The sequence below is a fragment of the Kitasatospora sp. NPDC048545 genome, assembly GCF_040651155.1.
Lineage (GTDB): Bacteria > Actinomycetota > Actinomycetes > Streptomycetales > Streptomycetaceae > Kitasatospora.
Genome location: NZ_JBEZIQ010000001.1, coordinates 1 through 16,480 on the forward strand (window position 1 = coordinate 1; position 16,480 = coordinate 16,480).

The window sequence follows — 16,480 nt, forward strand, 5'->3', positions numbered from 1 at the left end:
ATTAAGCCGCCGCCCCTCAAATACTCGCCCCTCACCCCCGCTCCAGGGGGCGGGCCCCCCCGCCGCGGCGCGGCGGCGGGGCCCCTGCGCGTGACGGCGGGTGATCCCCGGTGCTACTTGGCGACGACCATGGCGTCGCGGATCGTCCGGGTCTTGGCGGCCGCCTGGTCCGCGGTGAGCGCCTGGCCGCTGCCGCCGCTCAGGCTGACCTTGGTGAAGGAGACCCGGCCGGTGGTGGACTTGTCCGCCCACACGCAGATCGTCGGGCCGGGCTTGCCGAGCATGGTCGACGTGCCGCAGGAGAGCTTCGCCGCGGAGTTGTTGGCGTCCTGCGCCGGGAAGTCGGTCATCGTCAAGGACAGGCCGCCGCTGTCCTTCTTGGAGTCCTCGATGATCTGCCCGGGGTCGTTGAGGTCGCCGTAGACGCCGATCACCGAGAAGGTGTCCATCGCGTCCGAGCCCTTGCTGTAACTGGCCACCAGGACGTGGAGATCCGTGCCGAGCTTGGACGCCTCGGGCTTGCTCATGTCGGCGGCCTGCTCCTTCGCCGACTTCTGGACGTAGCCGTCGGCCAGCGTCTGCGGGGCGGTGATCTTGTACTTGCCGCCCTGGTCGCTGCCACCGAGGAACTTCCAGGCGGCGAAGCCGCCGCCGCCCAGCACCAGCGCGCCGATCACCAGACCGATGACCAGGCCGCCCTTGCCCTTCGGCGGCGGCGCCACCGGGTAGCCCGGCTGACCGTACGGCGCCTGCGGCGGCGCGCCGTACGGCTGCTGGGGCGCGCTGTAGGGCTGCTGCGGCGGGTAACCGTACTGCGGCTGCGGTGGCGGCTGCGGCGCGCCGTAGGCCGGCTGCGGCGGCTGGCCGTACTGCGGCTGGCCCCCGTAGGGCTGTGGCTGTCCCTGCGGATACTGCTGTCCCTGGCCGTACATCTGCTCTGTGCTCCCCCGCCGCACCCGCGGCCTGTCTGGTGTGGAGTCCTTCCGTGCACGTCCGGTCGACCGGACGAGTGCCCGGGCACGCTACCGCACGGGGCCCTTCCGGGGCCCGTCCGGGCGCGGCGGGTCCACGGACCGAAAGCGGTTCGTGACCCGTTCCCCCGGTACGTAAACTGTTCGTCGTGACCGACACGACGAACCAGCGCCCCGTGAGCACCTCCGCCGGGGACGAAGCAGCCACCCTCCCGACGACCTACACCCCCGCGGACGTAGAGGGCGAGCTGTACGAGCGCTGGGTGGAGCGTGGGTACTTCAGCGCCGACGCGAAGAGCGACAAGCCGCCGTTCACCATCGTCATCCCCCCGCCGAACGTGACCGGCAGCCTGCACCTGGGCCACGCCTTCGAGCACACGCTGATCGACGCCCTGGTCCGCCGCAAGCGCATGCAGGGCTACGAGGCCCTGTGGCAGCCCGGCATGGACCACGCCGGCATCGCCACCCAGAACGTGGTCGAGCGTGAGCTCGCCAAGGAGGGCAAGTCCCGCCACGACCTGGGCCGCGAGGCCTTCGTCGAGCGCGTCTGGAAGTGGAAGGCGGAGTCCGGCGGCCAGATCTCCGGTCAGATGCGGCGCCTCGGTGACGGCGTCGACTGGTCCCGCGAGCGGTTCACCATGGACGAGGGCCTGTCCCAGGCCGTCCAGACCATCTTCAAGAAGCTCTTCGACGACGAGCTGATCTACCGCGCCGAGCGCATCATCAACTGGTGCCCGCGCTGCCTGACTGCCATCTCGGACATCGAGGTGGAGTACCAGGACGACGACGGCGAGCTGGTCTCGATCCGCTACGGCGAGGGCGAGAACTCCATCGTCGTCGCCACCACGCGCGCCGAGACGATGCTGGGCGACACCGCGGTCGCCGTCCACCCGGAGGACGAGCGGTACAAGCACATGGTCGGCACCGAGATCGAGCTGCCGCTGACCGGCCGCCGGATCCCGATCGTCGCCGACGCCCACGTCGACCCGGAGTTCGGCACCGGCGCCGTCAAGGTGACGCCCGCGCACGACCCGAACGACTTCGAGATCGGCCAGCGGCACGACCTGCCGAACATCGCCGTCATGGACGAGCACGCCGTCATCACCGTGCACGGCCCCTTCCTCGGCCTGGACCGCCTGGAGGCCCGCTCGGCGATCGTCGCCGCGCTGCGCGCCGAGGGCCGGATCGTCTCCGAGAAGCGCCCGTACAGCCACTCGGTGGGCCACTGCTCGCGCTGCAAGACCACCATCGAGCCGCGGCTGTCCATGCAGTGGTGGGTCAAGGTCGGCCCGCTCGCCCAGGCCGCCGGTGACGCGGTCCGCGACGGCAAGGTCAAGATCCACCCGCAGGAGATGGAGAAGCGGTACTTCGACTGGGTCGACAACCTGCACGACTGGTGCATCTCGCGCCAGCTGTGGTGGGGCCACCGCATCCCGGTCTGGTACGGCCCGAACGGCGAGGTCGTCTGCGTCGGCCCGGACGAGCAGCCGCCGAGCGGCGAGGGCTGGCACCAGGACACCGACGTCCTGGACACCTGGTTCTCCTCCGGCCTGTGGCCGTTCTCCACGCTCGGCTGGCCGGAGCAGACCGACAGCCTCGCGAAGTTCTACCCGAACTCCGTCCTGGTCACCGGCTACGACATCCTGTTCTTCTGGGTCGCCCGAATGATGATGTTCGGCCTCTACGCGATGGACGGCACCCCGCCGTTCCACACCATCGCGCTGCACGGCATGGTCCGTGACCAGAACGGCAAGAAGATGTCGAAGTCCTTCGGCAACGTGGTCAACCCGCTGGACTGGATGGACAAGTACGGCTCCGACGCGCTGCGCTTCACGCTGGCGCGCGGTGCCAACCCGGGCGTCGACGTGCCGATCGGCGAGGACTGGGTCCAGGCGGCCCGCAACTTCGCCAACAAGATCTGGAACGCCACCCGCTTCGCGCTGATGAACGGCGCCACCGTCGAGGGCCCGCTGCCCGCGCCGGAGGAGCTGACCGCGAGCGACCGCTGGATCCTGTCGCGCCTCAACAGCACCGTCGCCGAGGTGGACGGGCTGTACGAGGACTACCAGTTCTCCAAGCTCTCCGAGGCGCTGTACCACTTCGCCTGGGACGAGGTCTTCGACTGGTACGTCGAGCTCTCCAAGACCACCCTGGCCAAGGGCGGGCCGCAGGCCGACGCCGCGCGCCGGGTGCTCGGCGAGGTCTTGGACGTGACGCTGCGCCTGCTGCACCCGATCGTCCCCTTCGTCACCGAGACGCTGTGGACCACGCTCACCGGCGCCGAGTCGGTCGTCATCGCCGACTGGCCGCAGGACAGCGGTTTCCGCGACGCCGCGGCCGAGGCGGAGATCGCCACGCTGCAGCAGGTCGTGACCGAGGTCCGCCGCTTCCGCACGGACCAGGGCCTCAAGCCGGGCCAGCGCGTCCCGGCGAAGCTGGAGCTGGGCGGTACCACGCTGGAGGCCCACGAGGACGCGATCCGCTCGCTGTTGCGGCTGACCGTCCCCGAGGAGGGCTTCTCGGCCACCGCCTCGCTGCCGGTGGCCGGTGCCACCGTCGCGCTGGACCTGTCCGGCACCATCGACGTCGCGGCGGAGCGCAAGCGCCTCGCCAAGGACCTCGCGGCCGCCGAGAAGGAGAAGGCGCAGACCACCGCCAAGCTCGGCAACGAGGCGTTCCTCGCCAAGGCGCCGGACGAGGTGGTCGCCAAGATCAAGGTCCGTCAGGAGGCCGCCGAGGCCGACATCGCCCGGATCACCGCCCAGCTCGCGGCGCTGCCGCAGGGCTGAGCCCGCACCGGTCCGTGAGGGGCCGCACTCCGCGACGCGCGGGGTGCGGCCCCTCGGCGTTTCGCGGTGCAGGGGTCGGGTTCCGCCGTGGGCGGCTTTCGTTACGCCTAATAGCGCAGAAACATTGCTCCCTTCCGGCGAATATTCATCCTGGACCGGGTGAGGTCCTATTCCGAGCGAATTGATTCCGGTCTTGCCCGCGCGCGTTCGCGGAAGTTTGCAGGTGGGATGTGTACGGTGTGCACGGAGTTTCCGAAGGGCGTCTCTGCTGAGCGTTCCGCGGGGTGTTCCTGATGGGTGACGGACGGGAGGGCACGGCGTGGTGGTGACCGAGGAGTTGGCCGACGAACTGCCTGCCGAGGCGGTCGAGGAGGCCAAGGCCAGGGCGGCGACCCTGTTGCTCGCCTTCCGGCACGGGAACCAGCTCGCGTTCGACCACGAGCTGGAGGTGCTGTTCGCCGAGCGGGCCGAGCGCGAGGTGACCACCCTGCTCGCCTGGATCGCCGCCGAGGCCGTCCGCAAGGCGTACGCCCCCGAGGTCGGCGACAGGGTGCTGCGGGCGATGGCCCGGCGGGCACCCGCCGACACCGGCGCCGTCGCGGTGGACGAGGAGAGCGCCGACGCGGCCCGGCTGATCGAAGCGGTGGCGGCCGGCGAGGTGGCCGAGGTCCGCGGCCTGGTCGCCGCGACGGCCGACACCACCTTCCTGCTGGGCGGTCTGCTGCAGGGCGTCGCGATGATGCTGCCGCTGCTGCCCGAGGGCGAACTGGTTGAGATCACGGCCGAGTTGCGCCGTCGACACGGAGGCGCCGCGCACCTGCCGGAGGCCCGGGCCGGGGTCTGAGCCCGGGACCGCGGCAGGCCGCCCGCCGTACTCACGGCGGGCGGCACCGCGCCTACGGCATGGTGCGCAGGTGGGCGCCGATGGTGGCGGCGACGGGGTTGCCGGCCTTGGCGTCCCAGTCGGTGGACCAGGTCATCGCCCCGTCGATGCCCGGCCAGGTGGTGTCCGGCCGGTAGCTGCCGCAGTCGGTGCCGGCCGCCGGGCAGTCCAGTGCGTCGGTGACCGTGCCCGCGCTGACGTAGCCGCCGCCCGCCGCGCCGGTGGAGGCCGGCACCCCGAGGCCGTGGTGGTGGTCGGGCTGGGGGAAGGCTGCGGGCCGCCGGGGCCGAGCAGCGAGACGTCGTCGGCGAGGAAGGCCGGCTGTGCGTACCGGCAGTGCAGGTAGACGGTGACGCCGGTGGTGGTGGGGCCGGTGGTGAAGCCGGTGCTCAGCCGGGTCCAGCCGCCGGAGGGCGTCCAGGTGCTGGGGTCGGTGCCGCCGGCGCCGTACGGGGTGTCGATGGTGCGCTTGGGAGCTACCGGCAACTCAAGTCCGGTTCGGGGAAGGAGACTTGCCCCAGAAGGTGGAGCGGACCAATCCGACTGTCAAGAGGGCGCCAGGCCCGTTCGGCCCGGGTCTCAGGCGGCCAGTGCCGGAGCCTGGACCCCGGCGGGTTCGGCGAGCGCGGCGGTCAGCGCGGCGATCCGGGCCGACGCCAGGCCGTCGCCGTACGGGCTGGGGGCGGCCGCCGGCCGGGTGAGGCGCTCGGGGGTGTCGGAGAGCCGGCGTTGCGCATCCGGACGCCGATCTGGACGGCGCCGGCGTCCGGGCGGCCGAGGGCCTTGTCGTTGCCGACCCGGGCGAGGGTGCCGGGGTCGAGCCGGCCGTCGGCGTCGACCACGCCGATCACCACACGGGAGCGGTCGGTGTCCCCGGGCAGCCAGGCGGAGATCTCCCGGTAGGCGGCGTTGAGGGCGGCGCCCTTGCCGATCCGGGCGTGCGGGTGGCGGCGCCGGACGAGGTGGACGTGCGGGTCGCGGGCGGCGGCGGCGAGCACGAGTTCGCGGGTGGCGTCCTCGCTGTCGTCGTCGATCACCCACAGGTGGGCCTCGGGCGCGGAGGCGCGCAGGCCGTCCAGGGTCTGGGTGACCACCGCCTCCTCGTCGCGGCACGGGACGACCAGGTGCCACTGGAAGGCGGCCGGGTCGCCGGGTTCGGCGGGCCGGTTGTGCCGGAAGGCGTGGCGGGAGCCGGCCCAGTACACGAGGAAGCGTCCGAAGACGAGCGCCATGTAGCCCACGAGGGCCAGGGAGATCAGTCCGGCGACCCGGACGACGGCGTCCTGTCGAAGCGTGATCCAGTCGTGCAGGGCGTCGGGCATGGCGCAGTGCTCCTGGTGATCAAAGGCTGGCGGCTCCTGTCGGCTGCGAATTGCTGCTTCGTTGCGGCTTGGATTCGCTAAATGAATAGTAAAGGGGTTAAACTGGTTCGTAGCGGCGAAGGTCGGACAAAGTGGCCGTTCTCACCCCGCCCATCACCCTGTGAGGACGCCCCGCCACCGCTCCGTAGACTGTGGTCGTGAGCGACAAGGCCGACCCGAACCCGTACACCATCCGCCCCGCCGACGGCGGCACCGGCGACGCCCTGCGCGACGTCGAGGCCGAACTCTCCAAGCGCTGGCCGGAGAACAAGCTGGAGCCCTCGCTCGACCGGATCGAGGCGCTGATGGACATCCTGGGCCAGCCCCAGCGGTCCTTCCCCTCCATCCACATCACCGGCACCAACGGCAAGACCTCCACCGCCCGGATGATCGAGCAGCTGCTCAACAGCTTCGAGCTGCGCACCGGCCGCTACACCAGCCCGCACGTCGAATCCGTCACCGAGCGGATCAGCCTGGACGGCGCCCCGATCGCCCCCGAGCGCTTCGTCGAGGTCTACCGCGACATCGAGCCCTACGTGCAGATGGTCGACGCGGCGCAGCCGGTGCCGATGTCCTTCTTCGAGGTGCTGACCGGCATGGCCTACGCCGCCTTCGCCGACGCCCCGGTCGACGTCGCCGTCGTCGAGGTCGGCATGGGCGGCTCCTGGGACGCCACCAACGTCATCGACGCCGCCGTCGCCGTGATCACCCCGATCGGCCTCGACCACACCGACAAGCTCGGCGGGACCACCGGCGAGATCGCCGTCGAGAAGTCCGGGATCATCAAGCCCGACGCCGTCGCCGTCGTCGCCCAGCAGCAGCTGGACGCCGCCCAGGTCATCCTGCGCCGCGCCGTCGAGGTGGACGCCACGGTCGCCCGCGAGGGCATGGAGTTCGGCGTGATCCGCCGCGAACTCGCCGTCGGCGGCCAGCTGGTGACGCTGCGCGGACTCGGCGGCGAGGAGTACGAGGACGTCTTCATCCCGCTGCACGGCGAGTACCAGGCGCACAACGCGGCGCTCGCCCTGGCCGCGGTCGAGGCCTTCTTCGGCGTCGGCGGCGCCCGCGGCGGGCAGCTCGACGTCGACAAGATCCGCCAGGCCTTCTCCGGCGTCTCCTCGCCCGGCCGCCTGGAGGTCGTCCGCCGCAGCCCCACGATCGTCCTGGACGCCGCGCACAACCCGCACGGCGCCCGCGCCACCGTCGCGGCCCTCACCGAGTCCTTCGGCTTCACCCGGCTCGTCGGCGTGATCGGCACCTCCGGCGACAAGGACGTGGCCGGCGTGCTGGAGGCCTTCGAGCCGATCCTGGCCGAGGTCGTCATCACCCAGAACTCCACCCACCGCGCGATGGACGTCGACGAGCTCGCCGCCCTCGCCGTCGAGGTCTTCGGTGAGGACCGCGTCCAGGTCGAGTCCCGCCTCGACGACGCCATCGCCGCCGCCGTCACCCTCGCCGAGGAGGAGGGCGACCTCGGCGGCGCCGGGGTGCTGGTCACGGGTTCGGTCATCACGGTGGGCGAGGCCCGCCTGCTGCTCGGGAGGAAGTGAACATGAGGACGCTCTGTTCCTCGACGCTGATCGGCGAAGCACTGCTGATCATGTTCGCGGCACTGGTCGCGATGCGTCTCTCGGACGTCTCCGGCGGGGAGATCTGGACGGTCAGCGGCATCGCGATGGCGCTGTGCATCGCGCTCTGCGGCATGATCGACCGCCCCGGCGCGGTGCAGATCGGCTGGGCGCTGCAGATCGGCCTGATCGCCAGCGGCTTCGTCCTGCCGACCATGTTCGGCCTCGGCGTGGTCTTCGCCGGCCTGTGGTGGTGCTCGGTGCACTACGGCCGCAAGGTGGACGCCTTCAAGGCGGCCCGCGCGGCCGCCACCGAGGCGGCCGCCGTCCGGGCCTAGGGCCCGTCCCCGTGCCCCCGCGGGCGGGCGCGCGGGGGCAGGACCGGGGGTCCGGACCGGCCGACCGACACGCCGTGTACGCAAGGTAACCTCTGCCGTGTCGGCCCACCCGTCGACCCGACTGCCTGCCGAACCGAATCCCCAGGAGACGCACCGTGTCCCAGCGCACTCTCGTCCTGCTCAAGCCCGACGCCGTCCGCCGCGGCCTGGCGGGCGAGATCATCAGCCGCATCGAGCGCAAGGCCGGCTGGCGCTTCGCCGCGATCGAGCTGCGCACCTTCGACCGGGCGACGCTGGAGCAGCACTACGCGGAGCACGTCGGCCGCCCGTTCTACGAGCCGCTGCTGGAGTTCATGACCTCCGGCCCCTCGCTCGCGCTGATCGTCGAGGGCGAGGAGGTCGTGAAGGGCATCCGCATGCTGGCCGGGGCCACCAACCCGCTGGAGGCCGGCGCCGGCACCATCCGCGGCGACTACGCGACGATCACCCGCGAGAACCTCATCCACGCCTCCGACTCCCCGGAGTCCGCCGAGCGCGAGATCAAGATCTTCTTCCCGGCGCACGCCTGAGCCGGCCGGGCGACACGCCCGGAGGACCTCGGGACTGCCCCGGTCGGGACCATTGACCCGGCCGGGGCATTCTTATCGTGAAATAGGGAACTGGGGATCCCGACACGGCGTCCCAATCCGGGGAGAAGCGATCACGCTCCGGACAATGGACGGTATGCCCCGCGTCGACGTCCGTACAGTGCAGCGTGACTACGATGGACGCGACTCAAGGGCCCGGTAAGGCAGCTCAGCTGGTCTCCGCCCAAGCGTGGGCGCACGCAGTCGTCCACCCCCCCCATGAACTCCGAGCCCGGGAAGGCACCTACACCCCATGGCGAGCAACCTGTCGTTCATCGGCCGCGACTTGGCGATCGACCTCGGAACTGCCAACACGCTGGTGTACGTCAGGGGCAAGGGCATCGTCCTGAACGAGCCGTCGGTCGTCGCGGTGAACACCAACACCGGCGGCATCCTCGCCGTCGGCGCCGAGGCCAAGAAGATGATCGGCCGCACCCCGGGCAACATCGTCGCCATCCGCCCGCTCAAGGACGGCGTGATCGCCGACTTCGAGATCACCGAGCGCATGCTGCGGTACTTCATCCTCAAGATCCACCGCCGCCGCTACCTCGCCCGCCCGCGCGTCGTCGTCTGCGTGCCCTCCGGCATCACCGGCGTCGAGCGCCGCGCCGTCATCGAGGCCTCCTCGCAGGCCGGCGCCCGCCAGGTGCACATCATCGAGGAGCCGATGGCCGCCGCCATCGGCGCCGGCCTGCCCGTCCACGAGGCCACCGGCAACATGGTCGTCGACATCGGCGGCGGCACCACCGAGGTCGCCGTCATCTCCCTCGGCGGCATCGTCACCGCCCAGTCCATCCGGGTCGCCGGCGACGAACTGGACAACGCGATCGTCCACCACATCAAGAAGGAGTACTCCCTCCTCCTCGGCGAGCGCAGCGCCGAGCAGATCAAGATGAGCATCGGCAGCGCCTTCGGCCTGGAGGGCGAGAAGGACGAGCACGCCGAGATCCGCGGCCGCGACCTCGTCAGCGGCCTGCCCAAGACCGTCGTCATCTCCGCCGCCGAGGTCCGCGAAGCCATCGACGAGCCGGTCAACTCGATCATCGACGCCGTCAAGACCACCCTCGACCAGTGCCCGCCCGAGCTGGCCGGCGACGTCATGGACCGCGGCATCGTGCTCACCGGCGGCGGCGCCCTGCTGCGCGGCCTCGACGAGCGGCTGCGCCGCGAGACCGGCATGCCGATCCACATCGCCGAGAACCCGCTCGACTCCGTCGCGCTCGGCTCCGGCAAGTGCGTCGAGGAGTTCGAGGCCCTCCAGCAGGTACTCGACGCCCAGCCGCGCCGTTAGCACCACAGCACACATCCGACACGACTGAACGGGCCGCCGCCCGGGCCCCACGGCCCTGGGCGGCCGCCAGGTACGAAGGGGCAGTACCACCACCGTGAGGGACACACGAGAGAGCCGGCTGCTGCTCATCCTGCTGGTGGCCGTCGCCTTCGCGCTGATCACCGTGGACATCAAGGGCGGTGAGGACTCCCCGCTCGGCCCCGCCCGGCACGCGGCCGCCGGTGTCCTCGGGCCCGTCGAACGCGGTGCCGCCACCGTCGTCGACCCGGTCGCCGACACCGTCCGGGCCTTCCGGGACGCCGCCACCAACAGCGGCCGCACCGACCAGCTCGCCCGCGAGAACACCGAACTGCGGCAGAAGCTCGCCTCCTCCGACATGGCCGCCGGGCGCACCAAGCAACTGGACGACCTGCTGCGCACCGCCGGCGCCGGCGGCTACACCGTCAAGGCCGCCCAGGTCATCGCGATCGGCCCGGCCCAGGGCTTCTCCTGGACCATCACAGTCGACGCCGGCAGCGACGACGGCCTCACCCGCGACATGACCGTGATCAACGGTCAGGGCCTGGTCGGCCGGGTCACCACCGTCGCCCCGACCACCGCCACCGTGCTGCTCGCCTCCGACCCCGGCTTCTCGGCCGGCACCCGCCTGGAGGGCACCGGCGAGATCGGCTTCGCCTCCGGCGGCGGCGACAGTCCGATGAAGGTCTCCCTGCTCAACGGCAAGGCCCAGGTCAAGGCCGGCGACCGGCTGGTCACCTTCGGCTCGCAGAGCGGCCGCCCGTTCGTGCCCGGAGTCCCGGTCGGCAAGGTCACCGAGGTCCAGGCCAATGCCGGCCAGCTGACCAAGACCGTCCTGGTCGAGCCCTTCGTCCAGTTCACCCGGCTGGACCTGGTCGGCGTGGTGGTCGTGCCGCCGCGCGCCGACCCGCGGGACGCCGTCCTGCCGCCCGCCCCGGGCCAGGCCCCGGCCGGCGCGCCCGCCGCCCCGCCCGCCAAGCCCACTGGGGGGAACTGAGCCATGCGCCTCGCCCGCATCCCCGTCTCCGCCTGCCTGATCCTGCTCGGCCTGATCCTCCAGGTCAGCGTCTTCGGCCGGCTCCAGCTCCCGGGAGCCACCCCGGACATACTGCTGCTCGTCGTGGTCGGCCTGGCCATGGTCTACGGGCCCACCGGCGGCTGCCTGGTCGGCTTCGCAGCCGGCCTGCTCGCCGACCTCGCGCCGCCCTCCGACCACGCGATCGGCCGCTACGCGCTGGTGCTCTGCCTGATGGGCTACGCCGCCGGCCTGCTGCGGCCCGACCACGGCCGCCAGCGCTCGGTCGCCGGCTCGCTGCTGGTGGTGGGCGCCGCCGCGGTCGCCTCCACCCTGCTGTACGCGCTGGTCGGCGCGCTGGTCGGCGACACCGCAGCCCGGCACGTCGGCCTCGGCGGCCTGGTGATCAGCGCCCTGCTGTACGACCTGCTGCTGGCACCGTTCGTGGTGCCGCTGGTGATGCTCCTCGGCCGCCGCTTCGGGCGCGACCCGGTGGCCGCCGCCGACGACGACCAGGGCGGCCCGGGCATGGGCTCGCTGGCCCGCTACCGCACCACCCGCGAGGTCTCCTCCGGCCCGTCGTACAGGAAACGGCGCGTGCCCGGCTTCGCCCGCCGCCCGTAACCGGACCGGCCCCGACCTCCCGACTTCCCCGCACCCTGGAGCGCACGAGACGTGAGCAACATCCCCGAGACCGGCCGCACCCGGCGGGTGACGATCCGTCTGGTGGTGCTGCAGATCCTGGTGCTGTCGCTGCTCGCCACCCTCGGCGGTCGGCTGTGGTACCTGCAGATCCGCAACGCCAAGGAGTACACCGCCAAGGCGACCGGCAACCACATCCGCGAAGTGGTCGAACCGGCCGTCCGCGGCGAGATCCTGGACGCCTCCGGACGGGTGCTGGCTGGCAACGAGACCCGGCTGGTGGTCTCGGTCAGCCGCACCTCGCTGCTGCAGCAGAAGGACGGCGGCAAGGCGGTGCTGGCCCGGCTGGCCGACGTGCTCGGGATGCCCGCCAAGGACGTGCAGGAGAAGGTCCGGCTCTGCGACGCCAAGACGCCGCAGCCCTGCTGGAACGGCTCGCCGTACCAGCCGATCCCGGTCACCAAGGAGGCGACCACCCAGCAGGCGATGCAGATGATGGAACGCCGCGAGGACTTTCCCGGGGTCACCGCGCAGCCCACCGCCGTACGCCGCTACACCGGCGTCGAGGGCGCCAACATGGCCCAGGTGCTCGGCTACCTCTCGCCCGTCACCGACGACGAGGTCAGCAAGACCGCCGCCAAGAGCGGCCTGGACCGCTACCTGCCGGCCGACCAGATCGGCCGGGCCGGCCTGGAGTCGGTGTACGACCGCGACCTGCGCGGCACCGCCGGCATCACCCAGCTGGAGGTGGACAACCTCGGCCGGGTGATCGGCACCGCCGGCGCCGTCGCCCCGCAGACCGGCGACAACCTGGTCACCAGCATCGACGCCCGGGTGCAGAAGGTGGTCGAGGACAACCTCGCGCAGGCCATCGCCGACGCCCGGAACACCTTCGACAAGGTCACCAACCGCAACTACGAGGCCGACTCCGGCGCCGCCGTGGTGATGGACGTGCACACCGGGCGGATCATCGCGATGGCGAGCGCCCCCACCTACGACCCGAACCTCTGGGTCGGCGGCATCAGCGGCAAGGACTACCAGTCGCTGACCAGCAAGGACTCCAACTTCCCGCTGCTGAACCGCGCCATACAGGGTCAGTCCGCCCCCGGCTCGACCTTCAAGGTCATCTCCACCACCGCCGCCGTGCAGGCCGGCTACTCGCTGGACGGCACCTACCCGTGCCCGAAGAGCATGACCATCGGCGGGCGCGAGTTCAAGAACTTCGAGAGCGAGAGCTTCGGCTCCATCTCACTGGAGAAGGCGCTGGAGGTCTCCTGCGACACCGTCTTCTACGGCCTGGCGAACGACCAGTGGGTGAAGGACGGCGGCATCAAGCCGAAGAAGGACGCGGCCGACTGGTTCTTCAAGACCGCCCACGAGTTCGGCCTCGGCGCCAAGACCGGCATCGACCTGCCGTCCGAGGTCACCGGCCGGGTGCCCGACCGGCAGTGGAAGCAGTCCTTCTACGACAACAACAAGGACGCCTGGTGCGCCCAGGCGAAGAAGGGCGGCAACAGCTTCTCCGACCAGATCGCCAAGGAGAACTGCGTCGACGGCTACCAGATGCGCGCCGGTGACGCCGTCAACTTCGCGATCGGCCAGGGCGACACCCTCGTCACCCCGGTCCAGATGGCCCGGATCTACTCGGCGCTGGCCAACGGCGGCACCTTCTACCGGCCGACCATCGCCAAGGCGGTGATAAGCCCGGGCGGGGACCTCGTCCGCGAGATCGCCCCGCAGGCGGACGCCACGTTCCCCGGTGACCAGAAGCTGCTGAGCTACATCAACCAGGCCACCGAGGGCGTCGTCAAGAGCGGTACCGCCGCCTGGAAGTTCACGCAGGCCGGCTGGCCGCAGGACAAGATCGCGCTGCACGCCAAGACCGGCACCGCCGAGGTCGAGGGCAAGCAGACCACCTCCTGGCTGGCCACGTACAGCAAGGACTACGCGATCATCATGACGATCAGCCAGGGCGGCACCGGCTCCGGCGGCTCGGGTGACTCCGTCCGCCGGATCTACCAGGCGCTGTACGGCGTGGACGACAAGGGCAACGTCGACACCACCAAGGCGCTGCTGCCCGCCCCGCAGGCCGAGCTGCCGAAGTTCAACCCGGACGGCACCGCGATCATCAAGCCGGCCGCGTACTCCGTCGACCAGGCGCCGGGCGCGGCCCAGGCGCCCGCGCTGATCCCGGTGCTCCAGGACGCGACGCAGGCGGACCCGGCGCCGGCGACGGCCTTCCTCGACCGGACACCTCCGACCGACCGCCCGGCGTCGTACACCGCGGCCGACGCCGCGCTCGAACCCGGCCGCAGCCCGGGAAGGGGACGGGCATGACCTCCTACGGCTCCTACCGGCAGCTGCGGCTGGCCCCGCAGCGCGGCGGGGTCTCCAAGGCCCTCGCCAAGGACTCCCCGCTCTGGCGGCTGGACTGGATACTGCTGCTGGCCGCGCTGGCCCTCTCGGCCGGCAGTTCGCTGCTGGTCTGGTCGGCCACCCGGGGGCGCGACTCGCTCACCCACGGGGACCCGCAGTACTTCCTGTACCGGCACCTGACCAACTTCGTGGTCGGGCTGGTGCTGTGCTCCGTGGTGATAGCGATAGGGAGTCGTCGCTTCCGCACGATCGTGCCGTTCCTGTACGTCGGCGTGATCCTGCTGCTGCTGGCGACACTCAGCCCGCTGGGATCCACCATCAACGGCGCGCACTCGTGGATCCAGCTCGGCGGCGGATTCTCGATCCAGCCCGCCGAGTTCGCGAAGCTCGCGATCGTGCTGGCGATGGCGGTCGTGCTGTCCGACCAGGTGGACGCGGGGGAGCGGGAGTTCCCCTCGCACCGGGCCGTGTTCCGCGGCCTGGTCTGGGCCGGCCTGCCGATGTGCATAGTGCTGCTGATGCCGGACGCCGGCTCGGTGATGGTGATGGCCGCGATCGTGCTCGGCATCCTGCTCGGCTCGGGCGCGGCGAACCGCTGGGTCCTCGGGCTGCTGGTGACGGGCGCCGCCGGATGCGTGGCGATCTGGAAGTTCGGGCTGCTGAGCAAGTACCAGATCGACCGCTTCGCCGCCTTCGCCAACCCGCAGCTGGACCCGAACGGCGTCGGCTACAACACCGCGCAGGCCCGGATCGCGATCGGGTCGGGCGGGCTCACCGGCAAGGGACTGTTCCACGGGACCCAGACCACCGGGCAGTTCGTGCCGGAGCAGCAGACCGACTTCGTGTTCACCGTCGCGGGCGAGGAACTCGGCTTCGTCGGGGCGCTGGCGATCATCCTGCTGGTCGGCGTGGTGCTCTGGCGGGCCGGCCGGATCGCGCGTCAGGCGACCGACCTCTACGGCACGATCGTGTCGGCCGGGATCATCGCCTGGCTGGCCTTCCAGGCCTTCGAGAACATAGGGATGTGCCTGGGCATCATGCCGGTCGCCGGCATCCCGCTGCCGTTCGTCTCGTACGGAGGGTCCTCGATGTTCGCGAACTGGATGGCGATCGGGTTGCTCCAGGCGGTGCGGAGCCAGCGGCCGATAGCGGCCTGAGCGGGTGTGCGCAGGGGACGGTCCGGGGAAACCCGGGCCGTCCCCTGCGCGTGCCCGACCCGGCGCCCCTTCCCCCGGCGCCCGGCCGGCGGTGCGTCAGCGCGGCTGGAGCAGGCAGTCGGCGGCGGTGAGCACGGCACGGGACTGGTGGGCCAGCTGCTCCTGCACCGGCACCCAACGGGCACCGAACCGGTGCCGCAGCCGGTCCAGACTGTCCGCGACGACGGCACGGGCGCGCTCGCGGGTGGCCTCCGCACCCGGGCCGCGGGCGTCCGCCAGCAGCCGCAGCAGGATCGACGCCACCCGCAAGGGCAGCCGGGCCGCCACCAGCCCGGCCGTGGTCACCCGCGAGGACGAGAGCGGCCCGGGGCGCCAGCGGTCCAGCCACTCCTCGGCCACCCGCGGGGCCACCGCCAGATTGAACTCGGCGGTGCGCACCATCGGCCCGTACGCCTCGTGGCCGTGCACGGGGACCCGGGCCAGCAGGGCGGTCAGCTCCTCTGCGCGCACCGTGAGCTCCCGGGCGGCGGAGGCGAGCGCCCGCGGTCCCGCCGGGTGCGGGCGGGCGTCGCCGACCGCGTCCACGGCCCACATCGGGACCTCCAGGACGGCGCTGACCGCACCGTGCCGGGCCGCGTACGACCAGGTCGACAGCTCGGGCTCGTCCGGCAGCGCCCAGGAAGCCCCGGAACTGCCCGGGACCGGCATCAGATAGGTGCCGGGGGCCGGGCTGGCCCAGCCGATCGCGTCGTAGGAGTCCACGTCCAGGGGGAGGCCGGCCCGCTCGGCGGAGCGGGCGAAACGCTCGGACAGGCCGGGAACCGGACCGGTGAGCTGGACGAAGGACCCGCCGAAGTCCACCCCGTGCAGCGAGCACTGCAGGAAAGGGCGCAACTCGTCGATCAGGCCTGTCAGCGCCACGCTCTCCGGCATCGGCGGACGGCCGGAGCCGGGGGCGGGCAGCAGCTCGGGCTGCTCCTCGAACGCGGGGCGGAAGAAGTGCTCGTAGTGGCGGCTCATGGTGAGCGGGCCGTCCAGCCAGCCGGCGTTGAGCGCGGCGCCGTCCGGGTCGAGGCAGAGCAGCAGGTGCCAGGAGAGGCCGGGACGGGCGGGGCGGTCCAGCAGCAGCTCGGCCAGCCGCACCGCCCCGGCCGTGCCGATCGGCTCGTTGGGGTGCGGGCCGCCGACCACGAGCGCGGTGCGCGGGCCGCGGTCGACGGACAGCAGCAGCAGCGGGCGTCCGGCCCGGGAACGGCCCACCTCGCGCAGCCGGCAGCGGTCCGGGTGGCGCAGGGCGAGCCGCCGGGCGGCGCACTCGGCCTGGGCCGGCGTGGGGTAGCGGGCGGGCCGGGAGTCGAGGGGCCGGAGGGGGCGGATCCGCCGACCGGTGTCGGTCATGGTTCTCCTTGCGCCGGTCGTACGGCTCGTACGGCCGCTGGGGCGCG

At 71.8% G+C, this 16,480-nt stretch carries 14 protein-coding genes; 10 read left to right on the top strand and 4 right to left on the bottom strand.

Annotated features, from left to right (window positions below):
* Positions 1-113 precede the first annotated feature (113 nt).
* Positions 114-932, bottom strand: coding sequence for a hypothetical protein (locus AB0D10_RS00005; RefSeq protein WP_360248560.1), 819 nt, complete (start codon positions 930-932; stop codon positions 114-116).
* 188 nt (positions 933-1,120) lie between these two features.
* On the opposite strand from AB0D10_RS00005, the gene AB0D10_RS00010 reads away from it, so the two are divergent.
* The gene (locus tag AB0D10_RS00010) at positions 1,121-3,760 is read left to right on the top strand and encodes a valine--tRNA ligase (protein ID WP_360248563.1); all 2,640 of its coding nucleotides are present in this window, start codon (positions 1,121-1,123) and stop codon (positions 3,758-3,760) included.
* Positions 3,761-4,079: 319 nt separating this feature from the next.
* Positions 4,080-4,604, top strand: coding sequence for a hypothetical protein (locus AB0D10_RS00015; protein ID WP_360248566.1), 525 nt, complete (start codon positions 4,080-4,082; stop codon positions 4,602-4,604).
* A 52-nt stretch (positions 4,605-4,656) separates the two neighbouring features.
* On the opposite strand, the gene AB0D10_RS00020 is transcribed toward AB0D10_RS00015, so the two are convergent.
* Positions 4,657-4,878, bottom strand: coding sequence for a hypothetical protein (locus tag AB0D10_RS00020; protein ID WP_360248569.1), 222 nt, complete (start codon positions 4,876-4,878; stop codon positions 4,657-4,659).
* A 397-nt stretch (positions 4,879-5,275) separates the two neighbouring features.
* Positions 5,276-5,965, bottom strand: coding sequence for a glycosyltransferase (locus AB0D10_RS00025; protein WP_360248571.1), 690 nt, complete (start codon positions 5,963-5,965; stop codon positions 5,276-5,278).
* Between the two features lie 230 nt (positions 5,966-6,195).
* On the opposite strand from AB0D10_RS00025, the gene AB0D10_RS00030 reads away from it, so the two are divergent.
* The 8 genes from AB0D10_RS00030 (at position 6,196) to rodA (ending at position 15,035) form a co-directional block, all read left to right on the top strand.
* Entirely contained in the window at positions 6,196-7,554 is a 1,359-nt protein-coding gene (locus AB0D10_RS00030; RefSeq protein ID WP_360249685.1) for a folylpolyglutamate synthase/dihydrofolate synthase family protein, read from the top strand.
* 2 nt (positions 7,555-7,556) lie between these two features.
* Entirely contained in the window at positions 7,557-7,910 is a 354-nt protein-coding gene (locus tag AB0D10_RS00035) for a DUF4233 domain-containing protein (RefSeq protein ID WP_360248574.1), read from the top strand.
* A gap of 155 nt (positions 7,911-8,065) precedes the next feature.
* A complete protein-coding gene (gene ndk, locus AB0D10_RS00040; protein ID WP_360248577.1) occupies positions 8,066-8,479 on the top strand; it encodes a nucleoside-diphosphate kinase in 414 nt (137 codons plus the stop codon).
* Between the two features lie 322 nt (positions 8,480-8,801).
* Positions 8,802-9,827 carry a rod shape-determining protein gene (locus AB0D10_RS00045; protein WP_360249688.1) on the top strand — a complete coding sequence of 342 codons (1,026 nt, stop codon included), beginning with the start codon at positions 8,802-8,804 and terminating at the stop codon, positions 9,825-9,827.
* A 94-nt stretch (positions 9,828-9,921) separates the two neighbouring features.
* The gene (gene mreC / locus AB0D10_RS00050; protein ID WP_360248580.1) at positions 9,922-10,842 is read left to right on the top strand and encodes a rod shape-determining protein MreC; all 921 of its coding nucleotides are present in this window, start codon (positions 9,922-9,924) and stop codon (positions 10,840-10,842) included.
* 3 nt (positions 10,843-10,845) lie between these two features.
* Positions 10,846-11,484 carry a rod shape-determining protein MreD gene (mreD, locus tag AB0D10_RS00055; RefSeq protein WP_360248583.1) on the top strand — a complete coding sequence of 213 codons (639 nt, stop codon included), beginning with the start codon at positions 10,846-10,848 and terminating at the stop codon, positions 11,482-11,484.
* 51 nt (positions 11,485-11,535) lie between these two features.
* On the top strand, positions 11,536-13,839 hold the full coding sequence (mrdA, locus tag AB0D10_RS00060) for a penicillin-binding protein 2 (protein ID WP_360248586.1): 2,304 nt from the start codon (positions 11,536-11,538) through the stop codon (positions 13,837-13,839).
* Positions 13,836-15,035 carry a rod shape-determining protein RodA gene (gene rodA, locus AB0D10_RS00065; protein ID WP_360248589.1) on the top strand — a complete coding sequence of 400 codons (1,200 nt, stop codon included), beginning with the start codon at positions 13,836-13,838 and terminating at the stop codon, positions 15,033-15,035. The genes mrdA and rodA overlap by 4 nt, the downstream gene beginning before the upstream one ends.
* A 96-nt stretch (positions 15,036-15,131) precedes the next feature.
* On the opposite strand, the gene AB0D10_RS00070 is transcribed toward rodA, so the two are convergent.
* Positions 15,132-16,433, bottom strand: coding sequence for a M14 family zinc carboxypeptidase (locus AB0D10_RS00070; protein ID WP_360248592.1), 1,302 nt, complete (start codon positions 16,431-16,433; stop codon positions 15,132-15,134).
* Positions 16,434-16,480: the final 47 nt, after the last annotated feature.